The 25,716-nt window shown below is 50.9% G+C and carries 23 protein-coding genes and 2 tRNA genes; 14 read left to right on the top strand and 11 right to left on the bottom strand.

Annotated features, from left to right (window positions below; translation table 11 throughout):
- Window positions 1–252 precede the first annotated feature (252 nt).
- Window positions 253–1,869 (bottom strand): leucine-rich repeat domain-containing protein, encoded by a 1,617-nt coding sequence (locus TREAZ_RS11625; RefSeq protein ID WP_201764768.1) that lies wholly within the window; start codon window positions 1,867–1,869, stop codon window positions 253–255.
- Between the two features lie 627 nt (window positions 1,870–2,496).
- Window positions 2,497–2,979: a hypothetical protein gene (locus TREAZ_RS11620; RefSeq protein WP_015712059.1), complete on the bottom strand. Its 483-nt coding sequence runs from the start codon at window positions 2,977–2,979 to the stop codon at window positions 2,497–2,499.
- Window positions 2,980–3,174: 195 nt separating this feature from the next.
- Between TREAZ_RS11620 and TREAZ_RS11615 the strand changes: the two genes are divergently transcribed.
- Together TREAZ_RS11615 and TREAZ_RS17885 are read left to right on the top strand one after the other, a co-directional pair.
- A complete protein-coding gene (locus TREAZ_RS11615; protein WP_015712058.1) occupies window positions 3,175–3,375 on the top strand; it encodes a type II toxin-antitoxin system HicB family antitoxin in 201 nt (66 codons plus the stop codon).
- The gene (locus TREAZ_RS17885) at window positions 3,375–3,548 is read left to right on the top strand and encodes a type II toxin-antitoxin system HicA family toxin (protein WP_083820294.1); all 174 of its coding nucleotides are present in this window, start codon (window positions 3,375–3,377) and stop codon (window positions 3,546–3,548) included. Before TREAZ_RS11615 ends, TREAZ_RS17885 begins: the two co-directional genes overlap by 1 nt.
- A 20-nt stretch (window positions 3,549–3,568) precedes the next feature.
- On the opposite strand, the gene TREAZ_RS11610 is transcribed toward TREAZ_RS17885, so the two are convergent.
- Together TREAZ_RS11610 and TREAZ_RS11605 are read right to left on the bottom strand one after the other, a co-directional pair.
- Complete coding sequence (locus TREAZ_RS11610) at window positions 3,569–5,380, bottom strand: ATP-binding protein (RefSeq protein ID WP_043923073.1); 1,812 nt, start codon at window positions 5,378–5,380, stop codon at window positions 3,569–3,571.
- On the bottom strand, window positions 5,377–7,074 hold the full coding sequence (locus tag TREAZ_RS11605) for a carbon starvation CstA family protein (RefSeq protein ID WP_015712055.1): 1,698 nt from the start codon (window positions 7,072–7,074) through the stop codon (window positions 5,377–5,379). Before TREAZ_RS11605 ends, TREAZ_RS11610 begins: the two co-directional genes overlap by 4 nt.
- 106 nt (window positions 7,075–7,180) lie before the next feature.
- On the opposite strand from TREAZ_RS11605, the gene TREAZ_RS11600 reads away from it, so the two are divergent.
- Genes TREAZ_RS11600 through TREAZ_RS11575 form a run of 6 tightly spaced genes read left to right on the top strand, consistent with a single transcriptional unit; the run spans window position 7,181 to window position 13,999 of the window.
- A complete protein-coding gene (locus TREAZ_RS11600) occupies window positions 7,181–8,539 on the top strand; it encodes a citrate/2-methylcitrate synthase (protein WP_015712054.1) in 1,359 nt (452 codons plus the stop codon).
- Between the two features lie 21 nt (window positions 8,540–8,560).
- A complete protein-coding gene (locus TREAZ_RS11595; RefSeq protein ID WP_015712053.1) occupies window positions 8,561–9,520 on the top strand; it encodes an ABC transporter permease in 960 nt (319 codons plus the stop codon).
- Between the two features lie 3 nt (window positions 9,521–9,523).
- Window positions 9,524–10,462, top strand: a complete 939-nt coding sequence (locus tag TREAZ_RS11590) for an ABC transporter permease (protein WP_015712052.1) — start codon at window positions 9,524–9,526, stop codon at window positions 10,460–10,462.
- The gene (locus tag TREAZ_RS11585; protein ID WP_015712051.1) at window positions 10,459–11,421 is read left to right on the top strand and encodes an ABC transporter ATP-binding protein; all 963 of its coding nucleotides are present in this window, start codon (window positions 10,459–10,461) and stop codon (window positions 11,419–11,421) included. The genes TREAZ_RS11590 and TREAZ_RS11585 overlap by 4 nt, the downstream gene beginning before the upstream one ends.
- On the top strand, window positions 11,418–12,353 hold the full coding sequence (locus TREAZ_RS11580; protein WP_015712050.1) for an ABC transporter ATP-binding protein: 936 nt from the start codon (window positions 11,418–11,420) through the stop codon (window positions 12,351–12,353). The genes TREAZ_RS11585 and TREAZ_RS11580 overlap by 4 nt, the downstream gene beginning before the upstream one ends.
- Window positions 12,354–12,391: 38 nt before the next feature.
- Complete coding sequence (locus tag TREAZ_RS11575) at window positions 12,392–13,999, top strand: ABC transporter substrate-binding protein (protein WP_015712049.1); 1,608 nt, start codon at window positions 12,392–12,394, stop codon at window positions 13,997–13,999.
- Between the two features lie 13 nt (window positions 14,000–14,012).
- Here the strand turns inward: TREAZ_RS11575 and TREAZ_RS11570 are convergent, their stop codons facing one another.
- Window positions 14,013–15,416, bottom strand: coding sequence for an aminopeptidase (locus TREAZ_RS11570; RefSeq protein WP_148257804.1), 1,404 nt, complete (start codon window positions 15,414–15,416; stop codon window positions 14,013–14,015).
- 89 nt (window positions 15,417–15,505) lie between these two features.
- On the opposite strand from TREAZ_RS11570, the gene TREAZ_RS11565 reads away from it, so the two are divergent.
- The 3 genes from TREAZ_RS11565 (at window position 15,506) to TREAZ_RS11555 (ending at window position 16,940) form a co-directional block, all read left to right on the top strand.
- Window positions 15,506–15,580: transfer RNA gene (locus TREAZ_RS11565), tRNA-Asp, on the top strand.
- 35 nt (window positions 15,581–15,615) lie between these two features.
- Window positions 15,616–15,688: transfer RNA gene (locus tag TREAZ_RS11560), tRNA-Pro, on the top strand.
- Between the two features lie 304 nt (window positions 15,689–15,992).
- Complete coding sequence (locus TREAZ_RS11555) at window positions 15,993–16,940, top strand: PD-(D/E)XK nuclease family transposase (protein ID WP_015712047.1); 948 nt, start codon at window positions 15,993–15,995, stop codon at window positions 16,938–16,940.
- 99 nt (window positions 16,941–17,039) lie between these two features.
- Here the strand turns inward: TREAZ_RS11555 and TREAZ_RS11550 are convergent, their stop codons facing one another.
- Window positions 17,040–17,471 carry a hypothetical protein gene (locus TREAZ_RS11550; protein ID WP_015712046.1) on the bottom strand — a complete coding sequence of 144 codons (432 nt, stop codon included), beginning with the start codon at window positions 17,469–17,471 and terminating at the stop codon, window positions 17,040–17,042.
- A 22-nt stretch (window positions 17,472–17,493) separates the two neighbouring features.
- Window positions 17,494–18,144 carry an autotransporter outer membrane beta-barrel domain-containing protein gene (locus tag TREAZ_RS11545; protein WP_015712045.1) on the bottom strand — a complete coding sequence of 217 codons (651 nt, stop codon included), beginning with the start codon at window positions 18,142–18,144 and terminating at the stop codon, window positions 17,494–17,496.
- 269 nt (window positions 18,145–18,413) lie between these two features.
- Here TREAZ_RS11545 and TREAZ_RS11540 point away from each other — a divergent pair, with 269 nt between their 5' ends.
- Window positions 18,414–18,848, top strand: a complete 435-nt coding sequence (locus TREAZ_RS11540) for a hypothetical protein (RefSeq protein ID WP_015712044.1) — start codon at window positions 18,414–18,416, stop codon at window positions 18,846–18,848.
- 2 nt (window positions 18,849–18,850) lie between these two features.
- On the top strand, window positions 18,851–20,209 hold the full coding sequence (locus TREAZ_RS11535) for a GH39 family glycosyl hydrolase (protein ID WP_015712043.1): 1,359 nt from the start codon (window positions 18,851–18,853) through the stop codon (window positions 20,207–20,209).
- 9 nt (window positions 20,210–20,218) lie between these two features.
- Here the strand turns inward: TREAZ_RS11535 and TREAZ_RS11530 are convergent, their stop codons facing one another.
- A complete protein-coding gene (locus tag TREAZ_RS11530; protein WP_015712042.1) occupies window positions 20,219–20,581 on the bottom strand; it encodes a NifB/NifX family molybdenum-iron cluster-binding protein in 363 nt (120 codons plus the stop codon).
- Window positions 20,582–20,653: 72 nt separating this feature from the next.
- On the opposite strand from TREAZ_RS11530, the gene TREAZ_RS11525 reads away from it, so the two are divergent.
- Complete coding sequence (locus tag TREAZ_RS11525) at window positions 20,654–22,819, top strand: patatin-like phospholipase family protein (protein ID WP_015712041.1); 2,166 nt, start codon at window positions 20,654–20,656, stop codon at window positions 22,817–22,819.
- A 4-nt stretch (window positions 22,820–22,823) separates the two neighbouring features.
- Here TREAZ_RS11525 and cysK read toward each other — a convergent pair whose 3' ends face one another.
- The 3 genes from cysK to TREAZ_RS11510 all read right to left on the bottom strand — a co-directional run bounded on the left by cysK (window position 22,824) and on the right by TREAZ_RS11510 (window position 25,581).
- Complete coding sequence (cysK, locus tag TREAZ_RS11520) at window positions 22,824–23,744, bottom strand: cysteine synthase A (protein ID WP_015712040.1); 921 nt, start codon at window positions 23,742–23,744, stop codon at window positions 22,824–22,826.
- A 168-nt stretch (window positions 23,745–23,912) separates the two neighbouring features.
- A complete protein-coding gene (locus tag TREAZ_RS11515) occupies window positions 23,913–24,308 on the bottom strand; it encodes a pyridoxamine 5'-phosphate oxidase family protein (RefSeq protein ID WP_015712039.1) in 396 nt (131 codons plus the stop codon).
- 61 nt (window positions 24,309–24,369) lie between these two features.
- A complete protein-coding gene (locus TREAZ_RS11510; RefSeq protein WP_015712038.1) occupies window positions 24,370–25,581 on the bottom strand; it encodes an ATP-binding protein in 1,212 nt (403 codons plus the stop codon).
- Window positions 25,582–25,716 lie beyond the last annotated feature (135 nt).

The following is a 25,716-nucleotide window of genomic DNA, read 5'->3' as shown; positions in this document are numbered from 1 at the left end:
GAACGGAAAATAGCACGGAAGGTCTTTGTATCTATGGATAATGCGGAGATTATTGAGGATTGGATACGGCTGGCTTTACAGTTTGGACATGGCGTCACGTTGGGCAGCGAAGGCAAGGGCAGAGAGGATATGCCTTCCTGCAATTCAGGGTAGTCCTCTATTATTTCCGCACTTGAACATCAGCATGGATTTTTCATGAAAATAAGCATTTAACGGTATCAGTTGATACCGTTAAATTGAGGGATGATACCCCTATTCGGGTTTAACAGAGATCTTGTCTGCGTAATCGCTCCAATTTAACGCCGCTTTGTATGCGGTCTCCGCCTCTGACGAGGGTACGTCGATATGCGCCAGGACTGGGCAGGAGTCGAAAATGCCATAACTAATTATTGTCAATGCCGGAGATTCAGCAGGCGCATACCGCTTTATTGTTACCGATGTCAGCCCGGAGCAGTAATCGAACGCATAAATTCCGATGGAAGCAACGCTATTGGGGATTGTTACCGATGTCAGCCCGGAACAGACCTGGAACGCAAAAGCACCGATGGAAGTAACACTATTGGGGATCGTTACCGATGTCAGCCAGCGACAGGAGGCGAATGCAGCATAACCGATGGAAGTAACGCTATTCGGTATCGTGTAAACAGCGGCATTCTTTCCTATGGGGTAGCCAACAAGCGTCGTTTTCATCTTATTAAAAAGAACGCCCTCTTCACTGCTGTAACTGGCATTGTTTGCATCCACCTGTATCTCGGTCAGCCCATAGCAGTGAGAGAACGCAACATCACCGATGGAAGTAACGCTATTGGGGATTGTTACTGATGTCAGCCCGGAGCAGTAATTGAACGCAGCATTACCGATGGAAGTAATGCTATTGGGGATTGTTACCGATGTCAGCCCGGAACAGACCTGGAACGCAAAAGCACCGATGGAAGTAGCGCTATTCGGGATCGTTACCGATGTCAGCCCGGAACAGCCACTGAACGTATAATCACCGATGGAAGTAACGCTATCCGGGATCGTTACCGATGTTAGCTCAATGCAGTCACTGAATGCACTATCATTAATGGAAGTAACGCTATTCGGGATAGTGTAAGCAGTGTCACTCTTTCCTGCGGGGTAGCTAACGAGCGTCGTTTTCATCTTATTAAAAAGAACGCCCCCCTCACTACTGTAATTGGTATTATTTGCATTCACCTGTATCGCGGTCAGCCCGGGGCAGTCTTGGAACGCCCGATCACCGATGGAAGTAACGCTATTGGGGATGGTTACCGATGTCAGCCCGGAACAGCCACTGAACGTACCATCACCGATGGAAGTAACGCTATTGGGGATCGTTACCGATGCTAGCCCAATGCAGTCACTGAATGCCCAATCACCGATAGAAGTAACACTATTCGGGATCGTTACCGATATCAGCCCAACGCATTCAAAGAATGCATTATCTCCAATACTTATTAAACTGGAAGGTAACACTATTCCTGCCAGCTTGTCCGTATTGGTTCTTAAATCAATACCATCCCAACCTGCATCCCCCAGCACGGTAATGTTTGATCTGCTCAAGTCTATTTTAACATAGCTATCCGGGGGCAAGGTCGCAAACAATGCGCCCAGGGGATCGTAGCTGTCGCCGCTGCCTGATGCCAAATCCGCAGCCCTCACGTTCAGGGCGATCACATAGGGATCTGCCTGTGTACCTGCCGCAGTAGACGCGGTAATACCGGCCTGTATTGCGTCCGCAAGAATAACAGGGCTTTCGGGTGGCGAGGTGGGATCACCCTTGTCACCGCAGGCGGCCAGAATAAACACCACGACGCAAATCGCCAGCAGGGTACTCACTATTTTTATGGCTTTCATATATTCCTCCAATGTATATACGCGCCGTCTTCGTGCAACACACGGTCCCGGCACTGTAGTGTCTTTGCGAGGCCCTTACGGCCCATGGGGAATTTCCGCAAGCCCGGACGGAGAATGTCCGCGCGAATCTGCCTGTACGTAAGTTGTTATATTATAAGGAATTAACGGGGGGGGGGGGGTAATCAATACTTTAAGGACGCTTGATCTATTAAGAACAGGTTTCATGGCAAGAAGTATAGCATGAAGGCGGGGGAAATACCACTATAAATATTCTCCAGGCAAACCGAAAGACAGCAGACGCTGATTCTTAAATAAAGAGGTGGCTATCCTATAAAAAAAACGGGGCTGCCCATATTGCATAGGGGCTGTCCTGTCAAATTAAGCGGTCTTCTCTTAGAATATCTCGGCTGTCCTCTAAAACATGGGGGCGTCGGTATAAAATAAAAGAGCCATCCCCAAAAAAGCGGTGGCATTCCCATAAAATGCAGCAAGACTCCGTTAAAATAGAGCGGTTCTGCTCTAAAATATGTCCGATATCCTGTAAAACAGAGCAGCTTCCTTTAAAAACAGGGCGGGGGTTTCATAAAAAAGGGGGATGCCCTTGCAAAATGCAGGAGCATCCCCCAAAAAAGCGGGTCTTTAGACAGTTGTCTCTGCAGGTACGCCTTTTTGCTTGTGGCCGGGGAAGCGGGCTTTCAGCTCTTCGTAGATGACCTTGGCGCCGGGGATATCCTGCTTTACCGCATCCTGTACTGCGTGGTAAAGCATTAACGACGACTTGAAGGCCCTGCTTCCGGCAAATAGCTCGGTGTCGTTCAGGTTTTCTGCCAGCTGCTTGACGGTGTTATAGAACTTCCATAACTCGTGGGCATTGGAGAAATCCGCTGTAAAGGCGTCCATGTTCAGGAAGCCCGGACGTATTTCGGGGTTTCCCTTGGCATACTGGTACGCCTTTTCTACAAAACTGAGGCTCTTGCTCCCCATCTTGGGAAGGAGCCGCCGTTCCGGCATCGTCAGGACCTTGATGTAAGGCTCTAACATGGCTGTAGTTTCGTCCAGGCAAGCCTGGACTTTGTTCAATACCTCGGAAGGTATTTCGGCAGTGTGGCTAATAGTGTCCATAACCACTCCTTCAGAATAGATTTACAAAGGCATTTATCCTTTGCATGCATCTATAATAAGCCCATTATCTCTAATAAGTCAAATAAAATCGTAAAAATTTCTTGTATTGTAGTATTTCCTCTCCGATTTCTATCCGAATTTGACCAAGATTTGAAGGTATGGTACATTATAAAGGTATTGTATTTGGAGGAATAAGTGGAATTATCCTATACCTATTGGGAAGCAGAAGAAGGGGGGTACATTGGTTTTATTAATCAATATCCCAATTACTGGACAGAGGGAGAGACCATAGAGGAGCTTGAAATAATGCTTAAATCGCTCTACAAGGATTTGCTTGAATTTGGGGATATACAAAGTGCAGTTCCGCAAAAAACAGGGAATTTAGTAGTTGCTTGATGAAACAGATTGATTTAGTGAAAACCATCATAAAAAATGGGGCGGTTTTTATTCGGCATGGTAGCAATCATGATTGGTATAGAAATCCAAAAACAGGAATATCCGAAGCCGTACCCAGACATCGGGAAATAAAGGAATATTTGGCTCAAAAGATAATAAAAAATTTATCGTGAAGAAAACCTAAAGGCTGTGTTCACTTGGCAGCAGCCAGATAGCTCCGCAAAATGTGCATCACTTCGTCGAATTCCAGGGGCTTTCCGATATGGCCGTTCATGCCGGCGGCGAGGCATTTTTCCACGTCTTCCTTGAACACATTGGCGGTCATGGCAATTATTGGTACCGGCTTTGCCTGTGTCCGGTCGGCTTCGAAGGCGCGGATAAGCCTGGTGGATTCATAGCCGTCTACCCCCGGCATGTGGATATCCATAAAGATCAGATCGTAGGCTTCGGGGTTGGCTATGAACTTGTCGTATGCTTCCTGGCCGTTCTCGGCTTCGTCGATGGAGAGCCCCGTGGGCTCCAGGATGGTTATGACAATTTCCCGGTTGATTTCCACATCCTCGGCGAGGAGGATGCGTTTGCCTGCAAAACTAATCTCCCCAGAGGGCTCCGCCGGAAGCTCTACGGGAATTTCCGGGCCCTCGGCAAGGGCCGGGGAGGATGGCTGTTCCGAAGCCTCCGGGATTGCCGCCTGGATCGTAAAAATAAAGGAAGAGCCTTTGCCGGGCTCGGATTCAATGCGGATGCCGCCGTTCATCATCTCTATGATTTTTCTGGAGATTACAAGGCCCAGCCCGGTTCCGCCGAATTTGCGGGAGATGCTGCTGTCTACCTGGACAAAGGGCTGGAAGAGTTTTGCCTGCTGTTCCTTCGATATGCCAATCCCTGTGTCGGTAATCGTAATTTCCAGAATGCAGCAGCCCGGGTCTTCGCTGGTTTTTCTGGTGCTGATGGCGATGTTTCCCTGGTCCGGGGTAAACTTGATTGCATTGGTCACCAGGTTGGTAATCACCTGGGCAAGCCGCTGTTCATCCGAAATGATGCGCCGGGGGATTGCGGGGTCCATGTTCAGGGCGAGCTTCTGGCGTTTTTCGCCAAGCCGGAATTCAAGCATAGTGACAACCCTGTCCAGCATTTGCTTAAAATCAAACTCCGTATAGGACAGCTCGAATTTATCAACCTCTATCTTGGACATGTCCAGAATATCGTTGATGACGCCGAGCAGATGGGTGGAGGCTTCGTCAATCTTTTCGAGGCAGTAGTCTTTGCGCCCTGTTTCATTCGCCTTTCTGGCGATGGCGGTCATGCCGATGATGGCGTTCATGGGGGTACGGATTTCATGGGACATGGTGGCAAGGAAATTCGACTTGGCATTGTTTGCCTGCTCGGCCTGTTCCTTTGCCTGGCGGAGGGCAGCATCCTGGCGGAACAGCCACTGGTCCTTCATGGAACGGACATATTCATACACGATGGTCAGGCCCATGACAAAAAAGTATACCCCTGAAATAATAATTGCCTGGGGAACCGAATAATCGAATTTTGCCAGCCCAGGCACAAAGGTCCCGATGATGGTAATGATGAAAAGGATGACGGCGGGGATAAGGCCCACCGGCAGCCCCAGGGTAAAAATCGACATGAGGGGGTACGAATATATCCACAGGCTGGAAAACCCGTCCATTTCATCTTTGGCAAAAATCGACACCCCACAAAAGCCGCCGAAGATGCTTATAACGATGAGGCCTCCCACTATAAAGGGAAGCTCGGTCCGCAGCAGCATCAGATTCACGAGAATCATAAAGCCAATGATCAGATGGATCAGGCCCTGGCTGACAAGGCCCCCCTGCATATCCGAAACGCCCATGCCCAGAATCAGAAAAGAAGCGAAGGTGTAGGTGATATTAAGGACGATCAAACGGATCACGGCGTCCATATCCGTTTCGTCCCGCAGATGCGAATATTTACCGCCGGTTAACAACCAAAACACCTTATCCCTAAATGTGGTCATGACTGCCCTGCCGTTCCCATAGCTGCCGGAGGTTTCTTCAGCAATTTTATCGTACAGGAAAATGCCACCATGATTCCCAGGATCAAAAGCAGGGCGGCAATACTCAGCTGCAGGCCGTCCACAGCGACGTTGAAATTCCCGCTGAATAAAAAGCCCAGTTTGTTCTTTATGATCAGGACAAGGGAAGAGTAGGTAACAGCCAGCATGATGGCGGTGGGCACTATCAGCATCAGATACCGGCGTCCGCTTTTTTTAAAGAAGAGGGTGCAGGCGATAAGGGTCAGAGCAGCCAGGAGCTGATTGGCCGCCCCGAAAAGGGCCCAAATATTCTGATAACCCATGATGGCCAAAAGATAGGCAGGCAAAAGGGTAAAAAGCGATGATGCCGCTTTGCTTGTGGCAATCCTGGCCAAGAGGCCTCTTTTTTTTGAGGGCTCGGCATCCCCGTCCGGGGAAAACAGTTCCTGAAAGGCAAGCCGTCCCAGCCGGGCAACCGTATCCAGGGTAGTCAGCACAAAGGACGAAACCGCGAGGGATACTACGGTATATGAAATTTGAATCGGCAGACCCAGCTGGTGCAAAAAAGCGGAAACCGCAGTGGCAAAAATAACCGGCGGCGTTCCCTGGGGAAACACGCCCCCGATGGCAAGGGAACCCACGGCGATTAAGGCCAGCACCGCCACCAGGGTTTCCAGCAGCATGGCCCCGTAAGAAATGGGAAGCATATACCTCTCATTATTAATCTGCTTGGAAGCGGCCCCGGTGGCGACCAGGCTATGGAATCCTGAAATCGCCCCGCAGGCTATGGTTATAAAGAGGGCAGGAAAGAGATAATTGCCGTTGACCTCGAAACCGGTAAAGGCGGGAATGGAAATTTCAGGGTTGGTAAAAACCACCCCGATAAAAGCGGCCAGGATCATGGCGACAAGCAGGAAGGAGTTGAGGTAATTCCGGGGCTGCCCCATAGCCCACACGGGAACCACGGAGGCGGTAAAAATATACCCAAAAACCAGATAAAGCCAAATTGACTTCGGCAGGAAAAGGGGAAAGAAAATTCCCAGGACGATGCAGCCTATGAGCAGATCCACCGCGATTATTCCGCTGGCCAGATCCGACGCCTTCCGTTTCCGGATGAAGAAACCCAATCCCAGGGCCGCCACGATAAACAGGCAGGAAGTACTGGCCACCGAAGCGTTGGTCCTGGCCTGTCCCCCCTGGGTATCAAGACCCGCAAAAGTCCCTGCCACAATATCGGCAAAGGACGCGGCTATGAGGATTGAAAAAAGCCAGACAAAGATAAGGAAAAGCCGCTTGCCGGTCTTGCCGACATAGAGCTCGATCACATAGCCTATGGACTTTCCCTTGTTTTTAACCGATGTGTAGAGAGCGGCGAAATCGTGGACCGCTCCAAAAAAAACCGATCCAAAAAGCAGCCATAGCAATACCGGAACCCAGCCGAACATGGCGGCAATTATGGGCCCGTTGATAGGCCCCGCGCCGGCAATGGAGGCAAATTCATGGCCAAACACCACCGCCGGAGAAGTGGATACGTATTCCATTCCATCGTCAAATTCCTGGGCAGGGGTCTTTCTGGAAGGGTCGATTCCCCAGGAGCGCGCCAAAAACCGCCCATAAAGGAGATACGCCAAAACCAGCACCACTACGGAAATGATCAGCAGCATTAATCCATTCATTATGGAAAGATAGTACCTGATTTCGTAATATTATTCAAATACAGGGCAGGGGCTGGCGCTCCTTGCATAAATTTGCTTTTTCGGGAACTGTGTTTATACTTGAAACATGGCAAACCAGACATTGGAAGAAAAACTGATAGAGACCTACACAAATTACGCCTCCGAGTGCAGTGTGATTAACAACGAGCTCTACGCCAAATACGAGGTGAAACGGGGCCTCCGGGACATATCCGGGCGGGGGGTGGTGGCTGGCCTGACGGAGATATCCGAAGTGCTGGCCTATGTAATCGAGGACGATGACCTTGTGCCCTGCGAGGGCAAGCTCTATTACCGGGGCATCAATATTGAAAAAATCGTGAATGGGTTCCTGGCGGACAAGCGTTTTGGCTTTGAGGAAACAGCGTTCCTGATCCTTTTCGGGCACCTCCCCTCGAAGGGGGAGCACAGTGCCTTCTGTGAACTTCTGGCGAATTATGCCGCCCTTCCCGAAGCCTTTGTCCGGGACACTATCATGAATGCCCCCAGCCGGGACATGATGAATTCCCTCGAAAAAAGTGTCCTTACCCTGTACTCCTATGATGACGACGCGGACAATACTTCCATCCCCAATGTGATAAGGCAGTCCCTGCAGCTCATAGCGCAGTTCCCCCTGCTCTCGGTGTACGGCTACCAGTCTTATGCCCATTTCCATCAGAAGAAGAGCCTCTTTATCCACGCCCCCCAGAAGGGGCTTTCCACTGCCGAAAACATACTTGGCATGCTCAGGCCCGAAAGCAGCTATACCCCCCTGGAGGCGCAGATCCTCGATTTGGCCCTGACCCTTCACGCGGAACACGGGGGCGGCAATAATTCGACCTTTGCCATGCATGTAGTGACTTCCTCCGGGACCGATACTTATTCGGCTGTCGCTGCCGCCTTGAGTTCCCTCAAGGGCCCCCGGCACGGAGGGGCAAATGTAAAAGTGGTACGGATGTTCCAGGACATGCAGAAAACCGTCCGGGACTGGAACGACGATGACGAGATTGCCTCTTATATCGAAAAGCTGCTCAACAAGGAAGCCTTTGACAAAGAGGGGCTGGTGTATGGCATAGGCCACGCCGTGTATTCCCTTTCCGATCCAAGGGCGCTTATCTTCCAGCGTTTTGTGGAACGCCTGGCAAATGAAAAAAACCGTGCCAAAGAATACAATCTCTATGCCAAGACCGCGATCATTGCCCCTGAGGTAATAGGGAAAATGCGCAAGATGTACAAGGGCGTGAGCGCCAACGTCGATTTTTATTCCGGCTTTGTGTACAGCATGCTCGACCTGCCGGAAGAGCTTTTCACGCCCCTCTTCGCCGTCGCCCGCATCGCGGGCTGGAGCGCACACCGCATCGAAGAAATCGCCAACAACGGCAAGATCATCCGCCCTGCCTATAAATCGGTGGCAAAGCATATTGAGTATGTGCCTATGGATAAAAGATAAGTATCATGTTATGAAATTATAGTGTCCTTTTTTATCCGCTATGCGGCGAAACGCATCCTTCTGCTCATTCCCCTGCTGCTGGCAGTCTCCGCGGCGGTGTTTTTCCTTGTGCGCCTGACCCCCTCCGATCCTATCGCGTCGATAACCGCAGGAAAGCGTATCAGCGACGAGACCCGGGCGTCATTGAAGGCTCAGTATTACCTGGATAAGCCCCTTCCCCAGCAGTACATTATTTGGCTGGGCGGCATTTTCCGGGGGAATCTGGGGGATAGCTATAAGCACCGCCAGGGTGTTTCGTCCCTCCTTGCAAGCCGCCTGCCGACCACTATCCAGCTTGTGCTTATGAGCGCCATTTTTGCGGCCCTGCTTTCCATACCTGCGGGGGTTTTTGCGGCGGTCAAAAAGGACACGCCTTTTGACAGGGTCATCTCCGCCCTGATGATCTTCTGCGTTTCCTCGCCGGTGTTCCTGAATGGCATTGTGCTTATGCTGATTTTTTCGCTGCGCCTCAAATGGTTCCCTGCCTTTGGGACGGGCAGGAGCATGGTCGAAAATTTCTATTACCTTGCGCTCCCGGCTTTTGCCCTGAGCCTCAACATGGTCGCCCTTATGGGGAGGATCACCAGGGACAGGATGATTGGGGAACTCAAGGCGAATTATTCCCTTGCCCTCGCCGCCAAGGGAACCCCCTTCGGCAGGATAGTGGTTTCCCACTGCCTTAAAAATACCCTTATCCCGGTGATAACTGTCGCGGGGATCCAGATTGGATCCATGGTAGTAGGCGCAGTGCTTGTGGAAAACGTCTTTGCCTTGGGCGGTATAGGGGCGCTCTTAATCGAAGGGATACAAGCCTCCGACTACCCGGTAGTGCAGAGCATCATGATGTTTCTTGTTGCCATGTTCCTTCTCCTCAACTTGATTGTGGACGTAGTGTATGTGCTCATTGATCCGCGCATTCGTGCGGCGGCGGGGGGGTCCTGAAAGATGGCCGGCCATAAGCTGCTTTTCAGCCTTAAAGGGAATAAACAAAAGCGCCGCCGGGCTAACAGCCTTTCGGTGTTTTCCTTCCCCATGATGCTTTCGGGGTTGATATTGATTGTAATAATCGCTGGCTGTGCCCTTGCCCCCCTTCTCGCGCCTTATGGCGAAACAGAGCAGAACCTTTCCGCCTCCCTCAGCCCCCCTTCGGCGGAGCATATACTCGGGGCGGATAAAATGGGGCGGGATCTTTTTTCGCGGCTCCTTTTCGGGGGCAGGGTTACCCTGATAAGCGCTGTGTCGGTAGTTTTGGTTTCTGTAATCATCGGCGTCCCCCTGGGCCTTTTTTCGGGCTACCTTGGGGGGACGTTCGACGCGGTTATCGGCCGCTTCTGCGATGTGCTGCTTTCTTTCCCTTCCCTGCTGCTGGCATTCCTTTTCGCGGCTGCCCTGGGCAGGGGCATGACAAACGCGGTCATCGCTCTGGGCATTATCTACGTGCCCATGCTCACCCGCCTTGTCCGTTCCCTTACGCTGGTCGAAAAGAACAAGACCTACGTGGAGGCGGCGGTTTCAATAGGCTTTTCCAAACCCTATATAATTTTCCGCCATATATTGCCCAATTGTATGGATACTGTGCTTGTCCAGCTCACCCTTGATCTTGCCTATGCCATACTCGACCTTGCGGCCCTCAGTTTTATCGGCCTCGGGGTCAGGCCCCCTATTGCCGACTGGGGCGCCATGCTCGAGGAAGGGCGCGCTTTCCTGCTCATGAATTCCCTCCTTGCCCTTGCGCCCGGGGCGGCCATCGTGATCACCGTGGTAAGCCTCAACATTTTTTGCGACAGCCTTACCCAGTATCTCGATCCCTCGGGCAGGGTGCTTCCTTCTTTTGAAAAGGCTGAAAAGCACGCGCAGCGCATAAAAGTCGGGGCCGGGGCATGAGCGATACTGTGCTGAGAGTCGAAAAGCTTTACTGCGATTTTCTCACTATAGAAGGGATAGTGTACGCGGTAAGTGGGGCGGACCTTGCGGTAAAGCGTGGAGAAATCCACGGGCTTGTGGGAGAATCGGGCTGCGGGAAAAGCGTAAGCTCCCGGGCTGTCATGGGCCTCCTCGACAAAAGGCACAGCCGCCTTAAGGGGCGCGTCATGTTTGGGGGCCGCAATCTGCTGGAGCTTTCGGAAGCCGAAATGAGATCCATACGGGGCAGGCAAATCGCAATGATATTCCAGGATCCCCTCAATTCCCTTTCGCCCCTTGTGCCTGTGGGCAGGCAGATAGAAGAAGCCATGGCGAACCATTCTTTTTTGTCTCCTGAAGAGCGGAAGAACCGCATGCGCTATCTTCTTGAACGGGTCGGTCTGCACCGGGGCGTTGAAACCCAGTATCCCTTTGAGCTTTCCGGGGGCATGCAGCAGCGCATCATGATTGCCCAGGCGGTCAGCTGCGAGCCGCAATTGATCATCGCCGATGAGCCCACGACCGCCCTGGATGTAACGATACAGGCCCAGGCCCTGGATCTTTTGCGGGAGCTGCAGAAGGAGCTGTCCCTTTCCGTATTGCTCATAACCCACAATTTTTCGGTGGTCGCGGAAATCTGCGACACAGTGTCGGTGATGTATTCAGGCAGGGTTGTCGAAACCGCCCCTGCCCGCGCCCTCATAGAAGGGGCTGCCCACCCGTACAGCCGCGCCCTTATCGATTGCATACCCCGCAGGAAGCGCGGCCATGTTCTGCCTGTTATCCCCGGCTTCCCCCCGAGGCTTTATGATCCTGTTTCCGGCTGCCCCTTTGCCCCCCGCTGTTCCCTTGCGGACAAAGCCTGTGTTGAGCCCCCGCCCTGCGTTGAAGGCGAAGGCGGGCGCAAGGTCTTCTGCCATCACCCGGGGGTCATGCGATGAACCTGCTTGAAGCGCGGGATCTTAAAAAATACTTCTCCCTGGGGCATGGCCTTAAAAACGGCAAGCGTGTCCTTAAAGCCGTGGACGGCGTTTCCCTTTCGGTCAAAGCCAGGGAAATACTTGGCATAGTCGGCGAATCGGGCTGCGGCAAATCGACCCTGGGCCGCCTTGCCATGGGACTCATTGAGCCCAGCGGGGGGGAGGCGCTTTTTAACAGCCAGCCTGTTTCGCTTTCCCGTGGCAAGGGGGAGATGCAGATGGTGTTTCAGAACCCCTTTGCCTCGTTTAACCCCAAGATACGTATAGCCGGGGCTTTGACAGAAGTATGCCGGTATTACGGCATGGACAGGGCACAGGCACAGGAACGTGTTGCGTCGCTTTTTGACGACACGGGCCTTTCGCAGGATCTCCTTGCCCGCTGGCCCCACGAGCTTTCGGGCGGGCAGCTTCAGCGGCTAGCCATTGCCCGGGCTCTGCTTTCGAACCCTGCGCTCCTCATAGCGGACGAACCCCTTTCCGCCCTGGATGTTTCGGTCCAGGCCCAGCTCTTGAACCTCCTTGGGGAATTGCGGACCCGCCGGGGTCTTGCAATGCTTTTTATTTCCCATGATATGTCGGTGGTGGAATTCCTGAGCGACAGGGTCGCGGTAATGTACCTTGGGCATATTGTGGAGACAGCCCCGGCAGAAGAGCTTTTCGGCAACACCCTTCATCCCTATACCCGCTCCCTTATCGCCGCCGCGCCAAGGCTTGAGGGCAGGGATGCAAGCCTCGCCGGAAGCATAAAGGGCGAAGCATCAGATCCTTCCGTTGTAATCGAAGGCTGCCCCTTTGCCCCCCGCTGCCCGCAGGCTGAGGCGCGTTGTTCCCGTGAAATTCCCGTGGAGAAAGAAACAGTCCCCGGGCATATAGTCAGCTGTCTTTTAGTTTAATATAGTATAAGCAATATATTGAGAGAAAGGAGAATTTCATGAAGAGAGTGTTTTTCGTTGTTTCGGTTCTGGCACTGGCCGCGTCCCTCGCGTTTGCAGGGGGCGGGCAGGCCAAGGGGAATAAAGGCGTTACCTTTACGATAGCCTTGAGCGAAGATATCAGGGCTATTGATCCGGGTGTCGCCTGGAATTATGTAACGAACCAGGTTACAAACCAGATTACCGAGGGCCTCCTGACCCTCGACGGGTCCAACAACATAGTCCCGGAGCTTGCCAAAAGCTGGAGGCAGGCGGACGACCTTACCTATGTGTACGAAGTGAGGGACGACATTGTTTTTTCCGATGGCACAAAAATGACCATGGACGATGTGGTCTTTTCCCTTGAGCGCAACAGGGACCCCGATGGGGGAACCTATTTTTCCGATTTCTATGCCGATGTGGCAAGCATTTCGGCCACAGGCCCATGGCAGCTTACCATTAAGCTGAACAATCCCTCGGCTGTGTTCAAGTATATCCCCGCCATCGGAGCAGGGAGGATCATCAGCAAGGCGTATTATCAAAAGCACGCTGATAATTTCGGGACCGCCGAAGGCGGCATAATCGCGACCGGCCCCTTTGTGTATAAAAGCTGGACCAGCGGACAGGAAATCGTCCTTGCAAAGAACACCAATTACTGGAACAAGGCGAAGCTTCAGGCGAATATAATCGACACGGTTGTGTATAAGATCATTCCGGACGACACCACCCGCGTTGTTGCCCTGCAAACCGGCAGTGTTGATTTCTGTGCCAACATTCCCCCGGAAATGCTTGATCAGCTCCAGGCGGATAAAAGCCTCAACATGACCATAGCCCCGAGCTATCAGCTTACCTACCTTGCGATGAATACCCAGCGCGCACCGATGAACGATGTCAATGTGCGCAAGGCAATTTCCCATGTCCTTAACCTGGACGAATTCCAGCGGAACATAATAAAGACCGCAGGAAGCGCAGGGACTGTGCTGCCCTTCGGCGCGGCCCTTTACGGGAACGATGCAGCAAAATGGCAGCAGTACCTCAATACCGCTCCCAAATACGATTATGACTTGGCCAAGGCGCGGCAGGCCCTTGCCCAATCCGCTTACCCCAACGGGTTTAACTGTGATGTGATCATAAGCGAATCTTCCCTTGCGTCATCCAGGGCCCTCTTTCTCCAGGAAGCCTTAAAGCCCCTCAATATCAATGTTGAAATCAGGAAGATGTCCGGTGACGAGCAGGATACCTACCAGATGGGCGGTGTCATGGATTCTAACGGCTATCGTGATTACGATATGCTCATCGGCGGCTGGGAAGCGGATTATCCGGATCTTAACGGCAATATCGAAATCATGTTTGTATCGAGCCAGGCTGGCGAAGACGGCTATAACGCGGCGGCCTATGTCAATCCCCGTGTTGACAATCTCATCGAAACCCAGCGCTCCCAGACCGATCCGGTAAAGCGCTTTGATATCCAGAAACAGCTGATGGACATTATCGTAAATGATACGCCCTACATCGTGTATGACTATTCACTGCGCCAGAGCGTCCTGAACAAGAAGTACACAGGCCTTGCGGTTTCTTCCGCATGGCTCTGGGTGCTTCCTGTGCAGAACATCCGGGCGGCAAATTAAGCGTATTGCTGCTTTATTGCCTTCGGTTAAAGAACGCCGCAAAAGCCCGGTGAGCCTGGAGCACATCGGTCTTGGCGGCGGCTTCGAAGGGCGAGTGCATTGAGAGCAGGGGGACGCCGAGATCCACAGTAGGAATGTTGAAGCCCGCAAAAAACTTCGACAGTGTTCCGGATTCTTCGGCGTCAACCCTGCCGCCCTCCCCGGTCTGCCAGCGTATCCCCCCTTCGTCAAGGATCTTCCGCAGCGCGGATACTGCTTCGGCGTTCGCGTCGTTGGTGTTTTCCTTGCCGCCCCTTCCCCAATACCTGAAAAGCACCACCCCGCCCCCAATGTCCGCTTCCCCGTGAGGGTCGAACACTTCGCTGTAGAGCGGGTTGAACGCAGTATTGACATCCGCGGAAAGGCAGAAGGAATTCGCCAGGGCCATGTTAATTGCATTGCTGCTGCCTTTTCCTTCAGCCTCTGCAAGCCCCGCAATAAAGCCTTTAAAGAATTCCGACCTCATGCCGCCTATCCCCCAGGAACCGGTTTCTTCCTTGTCGGCCAGCACAACGCAGGCTGAAAATTCAGGCTCATTAAGGGAAAAGAGGCTTGTGAGGGCAGGATAGGAGCAGACCTTGTCGTCATGGCCATAAGCCCCAACCATGCTCCTGTCGAGGCCGAGATCCCGGGCCTTAAACGCCGGAACTGCCTGAAGCTCCGCCGATATTAAATCTTCCTCGGTTATGCCGTATTTTTCGTGAAGGAGGCGCAGTATATTGAGCTTGACCGCCCCTTCTTCCTTCCCGCCTTGATACGGGTACAGCCCCGCCAGGATGTCGAGACTTTCGGCTTCCACAAGCTCCTTCCCGGGTTTTTCCATCTGCCGCTTTGCAAGGTGGGGGAGGAGATCGGCAATAAAAAAAACCGGGTCCCCCGGATCTTCGCCGATAGCAACGCGTATACCTTTCCCGTCCTTGCGTACAATATGCCCATGCAGGGCAAGGGGCATGCCTGTCCACTGGTAGTTCTTGATCCCCCCGTAATAGTGGGTATCGAAAAACGCCAGCCCCTTGTCCTCGTAGAGGGGCTTCATTTTGAGGTCCAGCCTGGGCGAATCAATATGGGCCGCAATTATGGAAAATCCCTCTGCCAGGGGCCTCCTGCCCCTGACAGCCAGCAAAAGAGCCTTCCCAAAGCGGCCGGCATAGACCTTGTTGCCCCTTCCGAACTCTGACCCCTCCTTCCAGGGGGCAAACCCGTTTTTCTCCGCCATCGATATAGCTGCGCTTACCGCCTCGCGCTCGTTTTTGGCAGAATCAAGGAAATCCATATATCCCCTGCAGTACTCCCCGGCCTCGGCGATTTCTTTTGCCCCAGGCCCGTCTTTTTTCTGCAGCAGCAGCCTATTCACGTCGTTTTCGTTGGAATTGTTCATGGGGGCAGTATAGTGCATAGTGAAGCCAAGGTGAAGAATGTAAATGCCTTGACATTTTTATCAGAGTTGGCTAATATAATTGAACCTTTGGGGGCGTAGTGAAGTTGGTTTATCACGCTGGCCTGTCAAGCCGGAAATCGCGGGTTCAAGCCCCGTCGCTCCCGTAAAGCTCGTCCATTCGGATGGGCTTTTTTCTTTTCGGATAGTAGCGCAGTTGGTAGCGCGCTTGGTTCGGGACCAAGAGGTCGCCGGTTCGACTCCGGCCTGTCCGACAAATTAAAACCCCCCAACAAAAGCCGGGGTCGAATCGGCGACTTGCACCCTTGATAGCGCGATTCGATGAGCGCTGGGAAGGGTGGGCGCAGCCCGTAAGCGATCTGCGAAGCAGCGACTCCGGCCTGTCCGATACAGGGTTAAATAGAATATTCCATAGGCGACAGCATTGCCGCGATGAATTCACCTGCCCGTTTGGTGCGATACACTTGAATCCGAACGAATTTTCCCCGAAATTTGAAAAAACGTCGCAATTTTCAATGCAATTCCCATCCTGACGCCATATAAGGGACGGAGGCCTTTATGAAGAGAATTCATTTTTCAGACGACGAAGCCCTTTTTGACATCTGCACAGACGGTGTCTTTAAAAGCATCTTTACTCAGGAAACCCCCAATTCCCGGGGCGCCCTTAACAAGCTGCTTTCAGCCATACTCGAAAAGGATCTCAAGGTCATCACGGTAACCGCCAACGAACCATCCATCAACGACCGCCGTGAACGGCAGATCCGCTTCGACATCAATGTCGAATTTGAAACCGGCCAACATGCCAATGTGGAAATAACCGTCCGCCCCAACGAGTTTGAGACCCTCAGAATGGAATATTATGTCTGCAAGCTGCTCTTAACCCAGGGCATAAAGGGGAAAAGCCGCTCTTACCGGAACCTCGAACCAACCTATCATATTTCCATTATTGAAAAAGAAAAGCTTTTTAGTGATAATAAACTGGTTCACCGGTTCGAATACTATGACCGTGAGAACAAGGTCCCCTTGGGCGGCCGTACCGCTATTATTACCCTGGAATTACAGAAGGCAGGGCGTCTGGCGGAAAAACCCATACCGAACATGACGAGCCTGGAACGCTGGTCATTATTTTTCCGGTACTTTAGCCTTAAGAAGCAGCGGGCCTTGATAAACGAACTTTTAAAGTACGAGGAGGGAATAACCATGGCAGGAGCAGTAGTAAAAGGATGGACACAGGAAGAAATCGAAGCCGTCAATGCGATAAGCCAGGAAAAGCGGGAAATGGATCTTATAATGTACGCCAAAGAACTGAAACAAATGGAGAGAATAGCCAGGGAAAAGCAGGCGAACGAGAAAAAACTGCAGAAGGCTACGGAAAAAAGTCTGAAAGAGGGCTTGAAAAAAGGCTTGAAAGAGGGTCAACAAAAAGGTCATGAGGACATACTTGCCCTGTTGGATCAAGGATATACCGCCAAGCAAATCCGTGCCCGAATGAAGCAGAAAAAATAGCAGCTTCCTTCCCTTTCGTCATTTGGCGGTTTTACATATTCTGCGGCTCAAGTTTAGAGCTTGCCGCGCGCTCATTCCTCTACAACGACGATGGATCTTTTACTGAGTGGTAGAGGATTTTTCCTTTTTTACAGAAAGCTGATCTTTTGTGGAGTTCATATAGGTAATACGAGCGGTATACCCGGAAGCCATGGACACCCCTATTGGAAGTTCCACATAATCAGACACTATTTGGCCATCGACGTTTTTAAATTTGATGACCGTTACCCTCACTTCATAGTTCCCTTCGGAAACAGTCCAGGATTTCTTGCCATCACGGCCAATTTGGTTATACGAAGAATAAAGCAATTGTCCGGTATTAATATTCTTTATCTCTATTGAATCAATATCGTATGTCTGATTCTTGTTTTCCACAATGATCGTAGAATCCCCAGCCAGGGCCATGACAATATCGCAGCTCCCCATAAGGGCAAGGCAGATGGGGAGCAGGGCAAAAAGAAACCGCTTGGGACTCCTGATATTGATTTTCATAGGTTTATTATAGCATATTCCGTTATTTGGTAAAGAACTTGTACCCCGCGCTAAGCCTGACAGAAGGCCCGCTGGTCAAGCCGGTTTTATCAGGAGATGGGTCATAGGTCTGCTTTTTGGCAATTTCAAGACCGTCGATTTCGTAGGGGGTCATGAACCTGAAGCCATAGAAAACTTCGGTCCGTGCAAAGATTGCCCTGGTTATGGCAAAATCAACGCCGCAGCCAAGCTTTATCCAGAAGGAATTCCAGTCCCTGAGCCTAAGGGCTTTACCGTCCTTGTTTTTCTCCCTCAGCCCGTCATCCCGGCTGTATACAAAGCCGTCGGCTTGGGTGCGTGTCTGCAATAGGGAAACCTGGTATTCAATGCCCACCATGGGGAAGATGGAGAACGTTTCTGACAGGGCAAATGGGTATTTCCCCATAAGGCTGAAGCCCATTATGGTTTCCCAGCCTCTTCCTGATATATTGGAAGATTCGTCTAATACCGAGATGTCCATAATATCAGAATATTTATAATTGCCTTTCTGTATGCTGACACTGAGTTCTGCGTAAGTTACGTCAAGGAAGACAAAACCGCCATAATTTAGCTGGTCCAATTTTTGGGTGACCTCCGCATTTACTGCAGTGCCTTCTCTTTCCCCATTTGCGTCAAGGGTATAACGGGTAAACATATACCCCAGGAGCCCTCCACCCCCAGCGCTAATAAAAAATTCTGCTCCGAAGGCGCTTGTCGCTGTGAAAATACATAAGATGTATAGCCATTTTTTCATATTGACCCCTTTTAATCTCCAATTTGTCTAATAAAGTGCCTCAATTTTTAAGACTTTATAGAAAATCTTAAAATAATTCAGACAATATCTTGATATTTGTCTAAGTAAAAGATATATTGTTTATGTATCCTCATTGGAGGATATTAGTCAACATGGTTGGAGGAGTACATATGAAAAAGAGAGGAGTTCTTTTATTGCCTGGTGCGTTTGTTTTGGTTCTTTCGGTGTTCATGATGGGGTGTTCCGATGGTTCAGATTCTGCCTCGCATAACGATGCTTCGTATTTAGTAGGAAGCTGGAGCAGCTCAGGAGCGAGTTTTGTTATTGCAGCAGATTATACTTTTTCTTGCACTTTGAAAACTATGGGCGACGCTGTGGTTACCGGTGAGCTTTCTTTCAATGATGACGGACTTGGTCCTAACGATTATATCTTAACAAATCTGGCTAATCCTGATAACAAAGTCGGTGGTACCGCCGCCTTATTAAGTATGTTCCCCACAGGAATTCTTGCGACACTGGAGCCGAATGCTGATAAGACGACTTTTACCTTTTCATCTACTGATCAATCTGCAAATGGGTTCTTTGGCGGCACCTACATAAAGTAATAATGCGCAAGCTTTTCCTCTTTCTTCTTCCGGCTCTCCTCTGTTTGAGTGCGTGCTCCGATGGGACGCCGGAAGAAGAAGCTTATGTCACTGTCTCGCTGGATTTAAATAATGCGGTTCTAGGCAGTGACACTGTTTCCATTCCTGAGGATTTCGTCGGCATCATCCATTCCGGTTATTCCAATGATCCGGATAGTGAATATGCCCTCCTTAATGAGCTGGGTGTTGAATGGGTGCACCAGGACTTTAGCTGGAGCAGTATAGAAAAAGCTGATAATCAGTGGACTTTTGGTAGCTTTGATGCCTATGTAACGAGGGCGAATGCCGAAGGGAAAAAGGTCCTGGGTATGCTCCTTTATGATGTGGGTTGGATACATACAGGCAAAGGTGAACCTGATAAGTATGTATCCGAGGATGAAATACCGCTTTTCTGCGATTATGCCAGGGAAACAGTCAAACGTTATAACGGCAAAAACGGCCATGGTAAGGTAGACGCCTGGGCAATCTGGAATGAGCCGAATCTGGAAGACCGCTTCTGGAAAGGTACTAAAGCAGAATTCTATGCTCTGACAAAAGCAACAGCAGAAACCATTCGTGCTTTGGATGCAATTGAAGATACGCATACCTTCCTTGTTGGCGGATTATTTAATACCCTTGCTACCCCCGAGTGGATAGATGGGATATTTACAAGCGGCGCTATGGAAAAAATAGACGCTATTGCATATCATCCTTATACTCCTAATGCTTTTGGCGCTGCTGGTGTGTATCATGGCTTTAAAAATCAAGTCGCAGCGCATGGTTTTGCTGATAAAATATGGGTAAATGAAATAGGCTATCCTACCCAGGGGAGTTATGGCACCGAGGTAAAAGAATCCGATATGCCTGAAATGGTAACCAAGACCATGGCTCTTTTAGCTGCAGATGGGGCAAAAACCATTTTCTGGTATCATCTTTTTGACTCCCAGAACCGTAATCCCATTGATTCCGAAGACTGGTTTGGCTTGGTTTGGAAGAACGGATCAGACTGGCAGAAAAAAGGCGGATATGACGCTTTTGCACTTTGTGCGCATCAGTTTCGCGGAAAAGAATCCAGAACCATAAGCTTCCCCGGATCAAATCTTCCTGGTTTTATCAAGACCTGTTATTTTGAAGGCAATGACAATAGCCGCATACTCCTTGTTTGGAATGAAAGCGTGATTTCTACAAGGAATGTGAAAATCACCCTTCCGGGAATCGACCATAAGGTTTGGAATTTAGCCAATGGCTCATCCCAGGATGTTGGGGCCACTAATACCGTTACACTTTACCCTACTGATAGATCCAAACAGACCGTGGTGTTCCTGACTTGGCAGCAGCCATAGCATAACCTGCTATAGCTTCGCCGCCTGACTCTTCCCATAATAGGCTGCCAGCTTTGGCAGGGCATTTGCGATGGAGTCGGGCTGTTCGTAGACGGAGATCCCTGCGAGTTCCAGCTTTTTTTGGGCAGGGGGGCCTATGCGGGCGGTGAGGACCGCAGTGCAGTCGGAAATGGCTGCCGCTATGCCTAAGCTTGCCCCGGGGCTATCCCGTTCATGGTTTTCCTCGCTGCACCAGGGGGCGGTATCCCGTTTTTCAAGAAGGGCGAAGCTGCCGTCCGGTTCAAGGTTATAGATGAAAAACCATTTGGCATGGCCAAAATGCTGGTTGATCAACACGCCGTCGGCACTGGTAACCGCTACCTTCCAACTCATATAATACCTCCATAATGATGCGGGGATGCAAAGTGATTAAAAAACAGTTTTTTTCTGATGCTTATATGCATAATGGGGCAAAGGCTCAATGCTCAAGCTGAAGAAAGTCCTAAGGTTGCCCTGGTTCTCGGCGGCGGCGGGGCAAAGGGCTTTGTCCATATTGCGATCCTGGAGCTTCTGGAAGAGCTGGGTATCCACGTCGATATGGTGGCGGGAGTAAGCTCCGGAGCCATTGTGGGCGGGCTCTACTGCGCCGGTTATAGCCCGGAAATGCTCAGAGAAGCCCTTTCGCAGTTGGACTGGGTTTCGTTCTTCCTTGACAGGCCGGTTTCCCCCTTTGAGGATGAACTTGCCGCACAGAACCTTCCCCTCAGGTTTCGCCTTAATGGCGGCTTTACCCCTGACTGGGGAAAGGGCTATTCTACCGGAGAAACGGCGTATACCCTCTTCAAGTCCCTCACAGTCAAGATACCTTCTTATATTGAATTCGACAAGCTGCCAATCCCTTTTGCGGCGGGTGCTGTAGCTGTCCCGGAAGGCAGGATAGAGATGATCCGCCGGGGGGATCTTGCCGAGGCAATCCGGGCAAGTATGGGAATTCAGGGGATTTTTGAGCCTTTGCCAATTGATGGTCAAAGATATGTTGATGGCGGCCTCCTGTACAATCTTCCGGTTCGGGAAGTCCGGGATATGGGTTATGACGTAGTCATTGCGGTAGAGCTTTTTCCACTGCCCGAACGTATCAATACTGCGCCCATGGATGTCCTGCCGATGATGAACGATCTCTATTCTAACCGTCTAAGCCGTGAGCAGCGCGACCTGGCGGATCTGGTGCTGATGCCGGATGTACAGCGCTTTACCACCATGGATTTTTCGAAGGCCCGGGAGATCTACTCCTTAGCCCCCGGGGAGCGGGAACGGCTAAAGGAAGCCCTTATAGGGCTAAAGGAAAAAATAGCCAGCATCTCTGAATCCGGGGTGTCCGGGGCTGCGGGGACAAAAACTTCCATCCCAGCTTATGGGGAGCTGCCCCCGATTATTCCCCAGGGTATTGCTATTTCGGGCGCTCTTCCTTCTGACCGGAGCGGTATCGAAAAATCCTTTGCCCGCCTTATCAGGGGGAAACCCCTGGAACAGGGTAAGCTCTCCGCCTTTATCAGGGAGATATACAGAACCGGCAATTACCGCCTTGTCATAACCCGGACAGATACCCGTAATGGTTCGGCCTTGCTTGATTTGCAGCTTTACCCTGATGACAAGGCAAAAATCCTTCTTCTTGCCGGGGGAGCATACCACGGCGTCCTCTCGTCCTCATCAATCAGCAAGCTGTCTTTGTCGAGCGGCGTCCAGTTTCTGGGGTTGACCGGACCGGGATCGGCGTTGTCCCTGGGATCATCTGTGCTGGATATCCTTTCCTTCCGCTTTATGTACTTGCAGCCTCTTTCCTCCCGGGTCTTTATATCAGTTTCCGGGGATATAGTGCGGGATCAGGATATTGTCATTCAGGGTCCTTTGTCCAACAGCGGGGTAGTGAGCCAGGTCCTGGCTGCCTCGGGAAGTCTTAAAGGAGGCATCCGTATCGGCGATCATAGCGCCCTCAGTATTGCCCCGGAAATTTTCTGGGCAAATACTGTGGATGATCAGGGCGCATCTCTGGCTTTTGTCGCAGCTTTAAGCTTTTGCACCCTGGACTATCACCTCTTCCCATCCAGGGGGATATATGCCCAGATTGGGAATACCCTGTATTTTCCCCTCCCCCCGGATACAGGGACGCACTATGACAGCCTTTCCCTGGATTTGACTGGGGCGCTTCCTCTGAGCCGCAAATTCAGCCTTATTGCCATGGGCGGGGCAGAAACTGCCTTTGGGCTTGGCGAGCCTTCGCGCCTGATACCTTTTGGACATTTTGATGAATTTGACCGGGTTTACTTTCCCCACCTGGCAGGCAGACAGCCTTACGCTGCCCATAAAGCTGCCGCTTCCCTTGCTCTCCAGTTTCAGCCCTGGAAAAACCTGACTATTCTTGGAGGGCGGATGATTCTCTCCCTCTCCGTTGCTGCAGGGGAAACAACAGCTTCCTGGGATGAATACAAAATGGACAGGATTGTCTGGAACGGGTCTTTTAATATGGGCATACAGCTGAATAAAAGCTTCGGCCTGCAATTCAGGGCAGGGGCGGGGGGTGTTGGTTCACAACACGCCGCCCCGTTTATTTCCCTTGATATAGGTTCTTTTTAAGCTCTTATTCTTCCCAGAGCCAGGTTGAAAGGTAACGCTCGCCGGTGTCGGGGAGGACCGCGACTATGGTCTTGCCCTTGTTTTCGGGGCGTTTGGAAATAGTCAGGGCCGCTTCCAGGGCGGAACCGGAAGAAATCCCCACCAGGATGCCTTCTTCTTTGGCAAGACGGCGGGCTGCAGTACCGGCCTTTACATCGTCGGTCTGGTAGATTTCGTCAATGATGTCCTTGTCGTAAACCTGGGGTACGAATCCTGCGCCAATGCCCTGGATCTTGTGAGGGCCGGGGTTGCCGCCCGAAAGCACCGGGGAAGCCGAAGGTTCAACTGCGACTACTTTTACAGAGGCTTTTTTGGATTTGAGGTACCTCCCTGCGCCAGTGACCGTGCCGCCTGTGCCGACGCCGCCAATGAGTATGTCGATCTTGCCTTCGGTGTCATTCCAGATTTCCGGGCCTGTGGTTGCTTCGTGGATTGCGGGGTTTGCGGGATTGTTGAACTGCTGGGGTATGAAGGAATTGGGGATGGATGCAGCCAGCTCTTCGGCCTTGGCAATTGCGCCCTTCATGCCCTTTGCGCCTTCGGTAAGCTCCAGCTCTGCGCCCAGGGCCTTGAGGAGCTTGCGCCGCTCAATGCTCATGGTTTCGGGCATGGTGAGGATGATGCGGTAGCCTTTGACCGCCGCTACATAGGCCAGCCCGATACCGGTGTTGCCCGAGGTGGGTTCTATGAGGACTGTGCCTTTTTTGATGCGGCCGTCTTTTTCGCCTGCTTCGATGAGGGCCAGGGCTATCCTGTCCTTGACGCTATGGAGGGGGTTAAAGCTCTCCAGTTTTACATAAACCGTGGCGCCTCCCTCGTTCAGCTTGTTGATTTTGACAATTGGGGTATTCCCAATGAGATCCGTGATTTTTTCAGCTCTTGCCATTTCATGCTCCTTGTAGTATTTTTAGGATAATTCCTAGTAGTTATATAGGTATTATATTTTAATAAAGCAAAACTGTCAAGAGAAAAATGAAAAAATTATACAAAACACATAAATTTAGTAGGAGAATATCTCCGGAAAATCCCCCGTTTTGCCGGGCGGTTTCCGCTCCTAAAGCTTGACTTCTTTTTTCCCGCCCTTCATGTCGCCAAAAACCGCAGTTCCCTGGATAAAATAGAAAACTTCGAATATACCATCATCAGGAGAATACATGGTTTTAAGGTGGGGATTGACCTCCAGAGCCTTAACTTTGGCCTCCCTTGAGGTGTTAAATGCCACGCTTCCGGCGATTCTGAGGGTTTTCCCCTCATTCCCGCAGGCGCTGATTTCGATTTTGGGATTAGCCTTCATTTGCTTGTACATTTCCTTCTTGTTGTTGGTACAGAAGCAGAGCTTTCCTTCGTATTCCATTACAAAACCCATGGGCCTTACCCTGGGCTGGTCTCCCTCTGCTGTGGCAAGGTAGAAGACCTTGGCCTCGTTTAAGAACTGAATGATTTCCTGCATGGTTTGCTCCTTTACATTAATGAGGATTATACTGGTTTCTTCTTAAGAGATCAGCAAGTCCCTATACAAATTCCCTATAATTGTCCCTGTTTATCACCAGATACCGTGCGTCAGGATATACTGCCGCAAAAGCTGGGGGAACTTTGGGTTGCTTTTTCCCATGCTTGAATTCATAAGCAGTAAGGACAGGAATGCCCTTGCTGTCTGTTGTGGGCAATTCTTCAATAAGATCGATCTCCTGGCCGTCGTAGGTACGCCAAAAATAAAATTCCCCGGATTGGCCGGTGTTGAAGCGGTTTTTCAGCCGTTCATTGATGAGATAATTTTCCCAGAGGGCCCCCATATCCTGCCTGATGGCCGGCGGGTTGAAGTTACCGATAACCGCATTCCTGATGCCTGTATCATAAAAATACCACTTGCTCGCCTTGGTGATTTCTTTGCGGAGGTTGCGGGAATAGGCTCCCAACTTGTAGATCACAAATACCTTTGAGAGGAGATCCAAATATTTCTCAACTGTGTTTTTGCTCATGCCCAGCTGTTTGCCCAATTCATCATAAGAAACTTCGTTCCCCATCTGAAAACTGATAAGCCTGCAGAGGTCCCTGATTTTTGATGAGTTTCTTAGCCCGTCCAGGGCAAAGATATCCTTAAAGAGATAGGCATTGGCTATCTCTTTAAGATAGCCTTCCTTTTGTTTGGGCGATTCCATGAGGGCCGCCTCGGGATAGGAACCGTAAATGAGACGATCGTCAAGCCGCTGTCTGGTTTCAAGAGGATTTTCATACGGATCAAGTTCCTTTTGGGAAAAGGAAGTTAGATAGAAGGAAGCGCTTCTCCCTACCAGAGGGGCGCCGGTTTGATTGAGCAAGTCAAAAGATGAAGAACCCGAGGCAACGATGCGGATTTCAGGAATTTCATCGACTATAAGTTTGAGCTTTTGCCCTATGTTGGGAATATTCTGGGCCTCGTCCAAAACAAAAAGCCTGACGCCGTCAAGGAGGCGTCTGTAATTGGCAATAGAACAAGGTTCCAGCAGCGCTTGAGCGTCATAGTCCTCGCCATTGAGCAATAGGGTCTCTTTCGAAGTACTGGCTATCTGCCGGGAACTGTCTTTCTTTCGGAATTCCTCCAGAATTTGGTTGATAAGAAAGGTTTTTCCCACCCGCCTGGCGCCTAGAAGCAGTGCCGCCCTGCCATGAGATGATCCCGCTGTATGCTCCGGTTTGAGGTAATCAAATATCCGCTGCTTCAAAATCCTTGGAATTCTATCCATAAAAAGGCTCCATTTGAAAGTTAAAAATTATCAATATATTGACCAATTTACTGTAAGAATTGTCAATATACTGACTAATTTAACATAGCCTGGAATGATAAGCAAGGTTTTTTTGTCCTCATACAAAAAATTTAC

The organism is Leadbettera azotonutricia ZAS-9 (genome assembly GCF_000214355.1).
In the GTDB taxonomy this organism is placed as follows: Bacteria; Spirochaetota; Spirochaetia; order Treponematales; family Breznakiellaceae; genus Leadbettera; species Leadbettera azotonutricia.
The sequence above is the reverse complement of the archived record's forward strand: the minus strand, read 5'-3'. Positions and strand labels throughout refer to the sequence as shown.

Excerpts from the sequence above, each read along its gene's own strand:
- TREAZ_RS11535 (WP_015712043.1), top strand. The coding sequence starts at position 18,851 with ATGCGCAAGCTTTTCCTCTTTCTTCTTCCGGCTCTCCTCTGTTTGAGT.
- TREAZ_RS11600 (WP_015712054.1), top strand. The coding sequence starts at position 7,181 with ATGGCAAACCAGACATTGGAAGAAAAACTGATAGAGACCTACACAAAT.
- TREAZ_RS11525 (WP_015712041.1), top strand. The coding sequence starts at position 20,654 with ATGGGGCAAAGGCTCAATGCTCAAGCTGAAGAAAGTCCTAAGGTTGCC.
- TREAZ_RS11545 (WP_015712045.1), bottom strand. The coding sequence starts at position 18,144 with ATGTTTACCCGTTATACCCTTGACGCAAATGGGGAAAGAGAAGGCACT.
- TREAZ_RS11620 (WP_015712059.1), bottom strand. The coding sequence starts at position 2,979 with ATGGACACTATTAGCCACACTGCCGAAATACCTTCCGAGGTATTGAAC.
- TREAZ_RS11580 (WP_015712050.1), top strand. The coding sequence starts at position 11,418 with ATGAACCTGCTTGAAGCGCGGGATCTTAAAAAATACTTCTCCCTGGGG.
- TREAZ_RS11510 (WP_015712038.1), bottom strand. The coding sequence starts at position 25,581 with ATGGATAGAATTCCAAGGATTTTGAAGCAGCGGATATTTGATTACCTC.
- TREAZ_RS11555 (WP_015712047.1), top strand. The coding sequence starts at position 15,993 with ATGAAGAGAATTCATTTTTCAGACGACGAAGCCCTTTTTGACATCTGC.
- TREAZ_RS11570 (WP_148257804.1), bottom strand. The coding sequence starts at position 15,416 with ATGAACAATTCCAACGAAAACGACGTGAATAGGCTGCTGCTGCAGAAA.
- TREAZ_RS11585 (WP_015712051.1), top strand. The coding sequence starts at position 10,459 with ATGAGCGATACTGTGCTGAGAGTCGAAAAGCTTTACTGCGATTTTCTC.
- TREAZ_RS17885 (WP_083820294.1), top strand. The coding sequence starts at position 3,375 with ATGAAACAGATTGATTTAGTGAAAACCATCATAAAAAATGGGGCGGTT.
- TREAZ_RS11590 (WP_015712052.1), top strand. The coding sequence starts at position 9,524 with ATGGCCGGCCATAAGCTGCTTTTCAGCCTTAAAGGGAATAAACAAAAG.
- TREAZ_RS11605 (WP_015712055.1), bottom strand. The coding sequence starts at position 7,074 with ATGAATGGATTAATGCTGCTGATCATTTCCGTAGTGGTGCTGGTTTTG.
- TREAZ_RS11610 (WP_043923073.1), bottom strand. The coding sequence starts at position 5,380 with ATGACCACATTTAGGGATAAGGTGTTTTGGTTGTTAACCGGCGGTAAA.
- TREAZ_RS11530 (WP_015712042.1), bottom strand. The coding sequence starts at position 20,581 with ATGAGTTGGAAGGTAGCGGTTACCAGTGCCGACGGCGTGTTGATCAAC.
- TREAZ_RS11515 (WP_015712039.1), bottom strand. The coding sequence starts at position 24,308 with ATGCAGGAAATCATTCAGTTCTTAAACGAGGCCAAGGTCTTCTACCTT.
- TREAZ_RS11575 (WP_015712049.1), top strand. The coding sequence starts at position 12,392 with ATGAAGAGAGTGTTTTTCGTTGTTTCGGTTCTGGCACTGGCCGCGTCC.
- TREAZ_RS11550 (WP_015712046.1), bottom strand. The coding sequence starts at position 17,471 with ATGAAAATCAATATCAGGAGTCCCAAGCGGTTTCTTTTTGCCCTGCTC.
- cysK (WP_015712040.1), bottom strand. The coding sequence starts at position 23,744 with ATGGCAAGAGCTGAAAAAATCACGGATCTCATTGGGAATACCCCAATT.
- TREAZ_RS11540 (WP_015712044.1), top strand. The coding sequence starts at position 18,414 with ATGAAAAAGAGAGGAGTTCTTTTATTGCCTGGTGCGTTTGTTTTGGTT.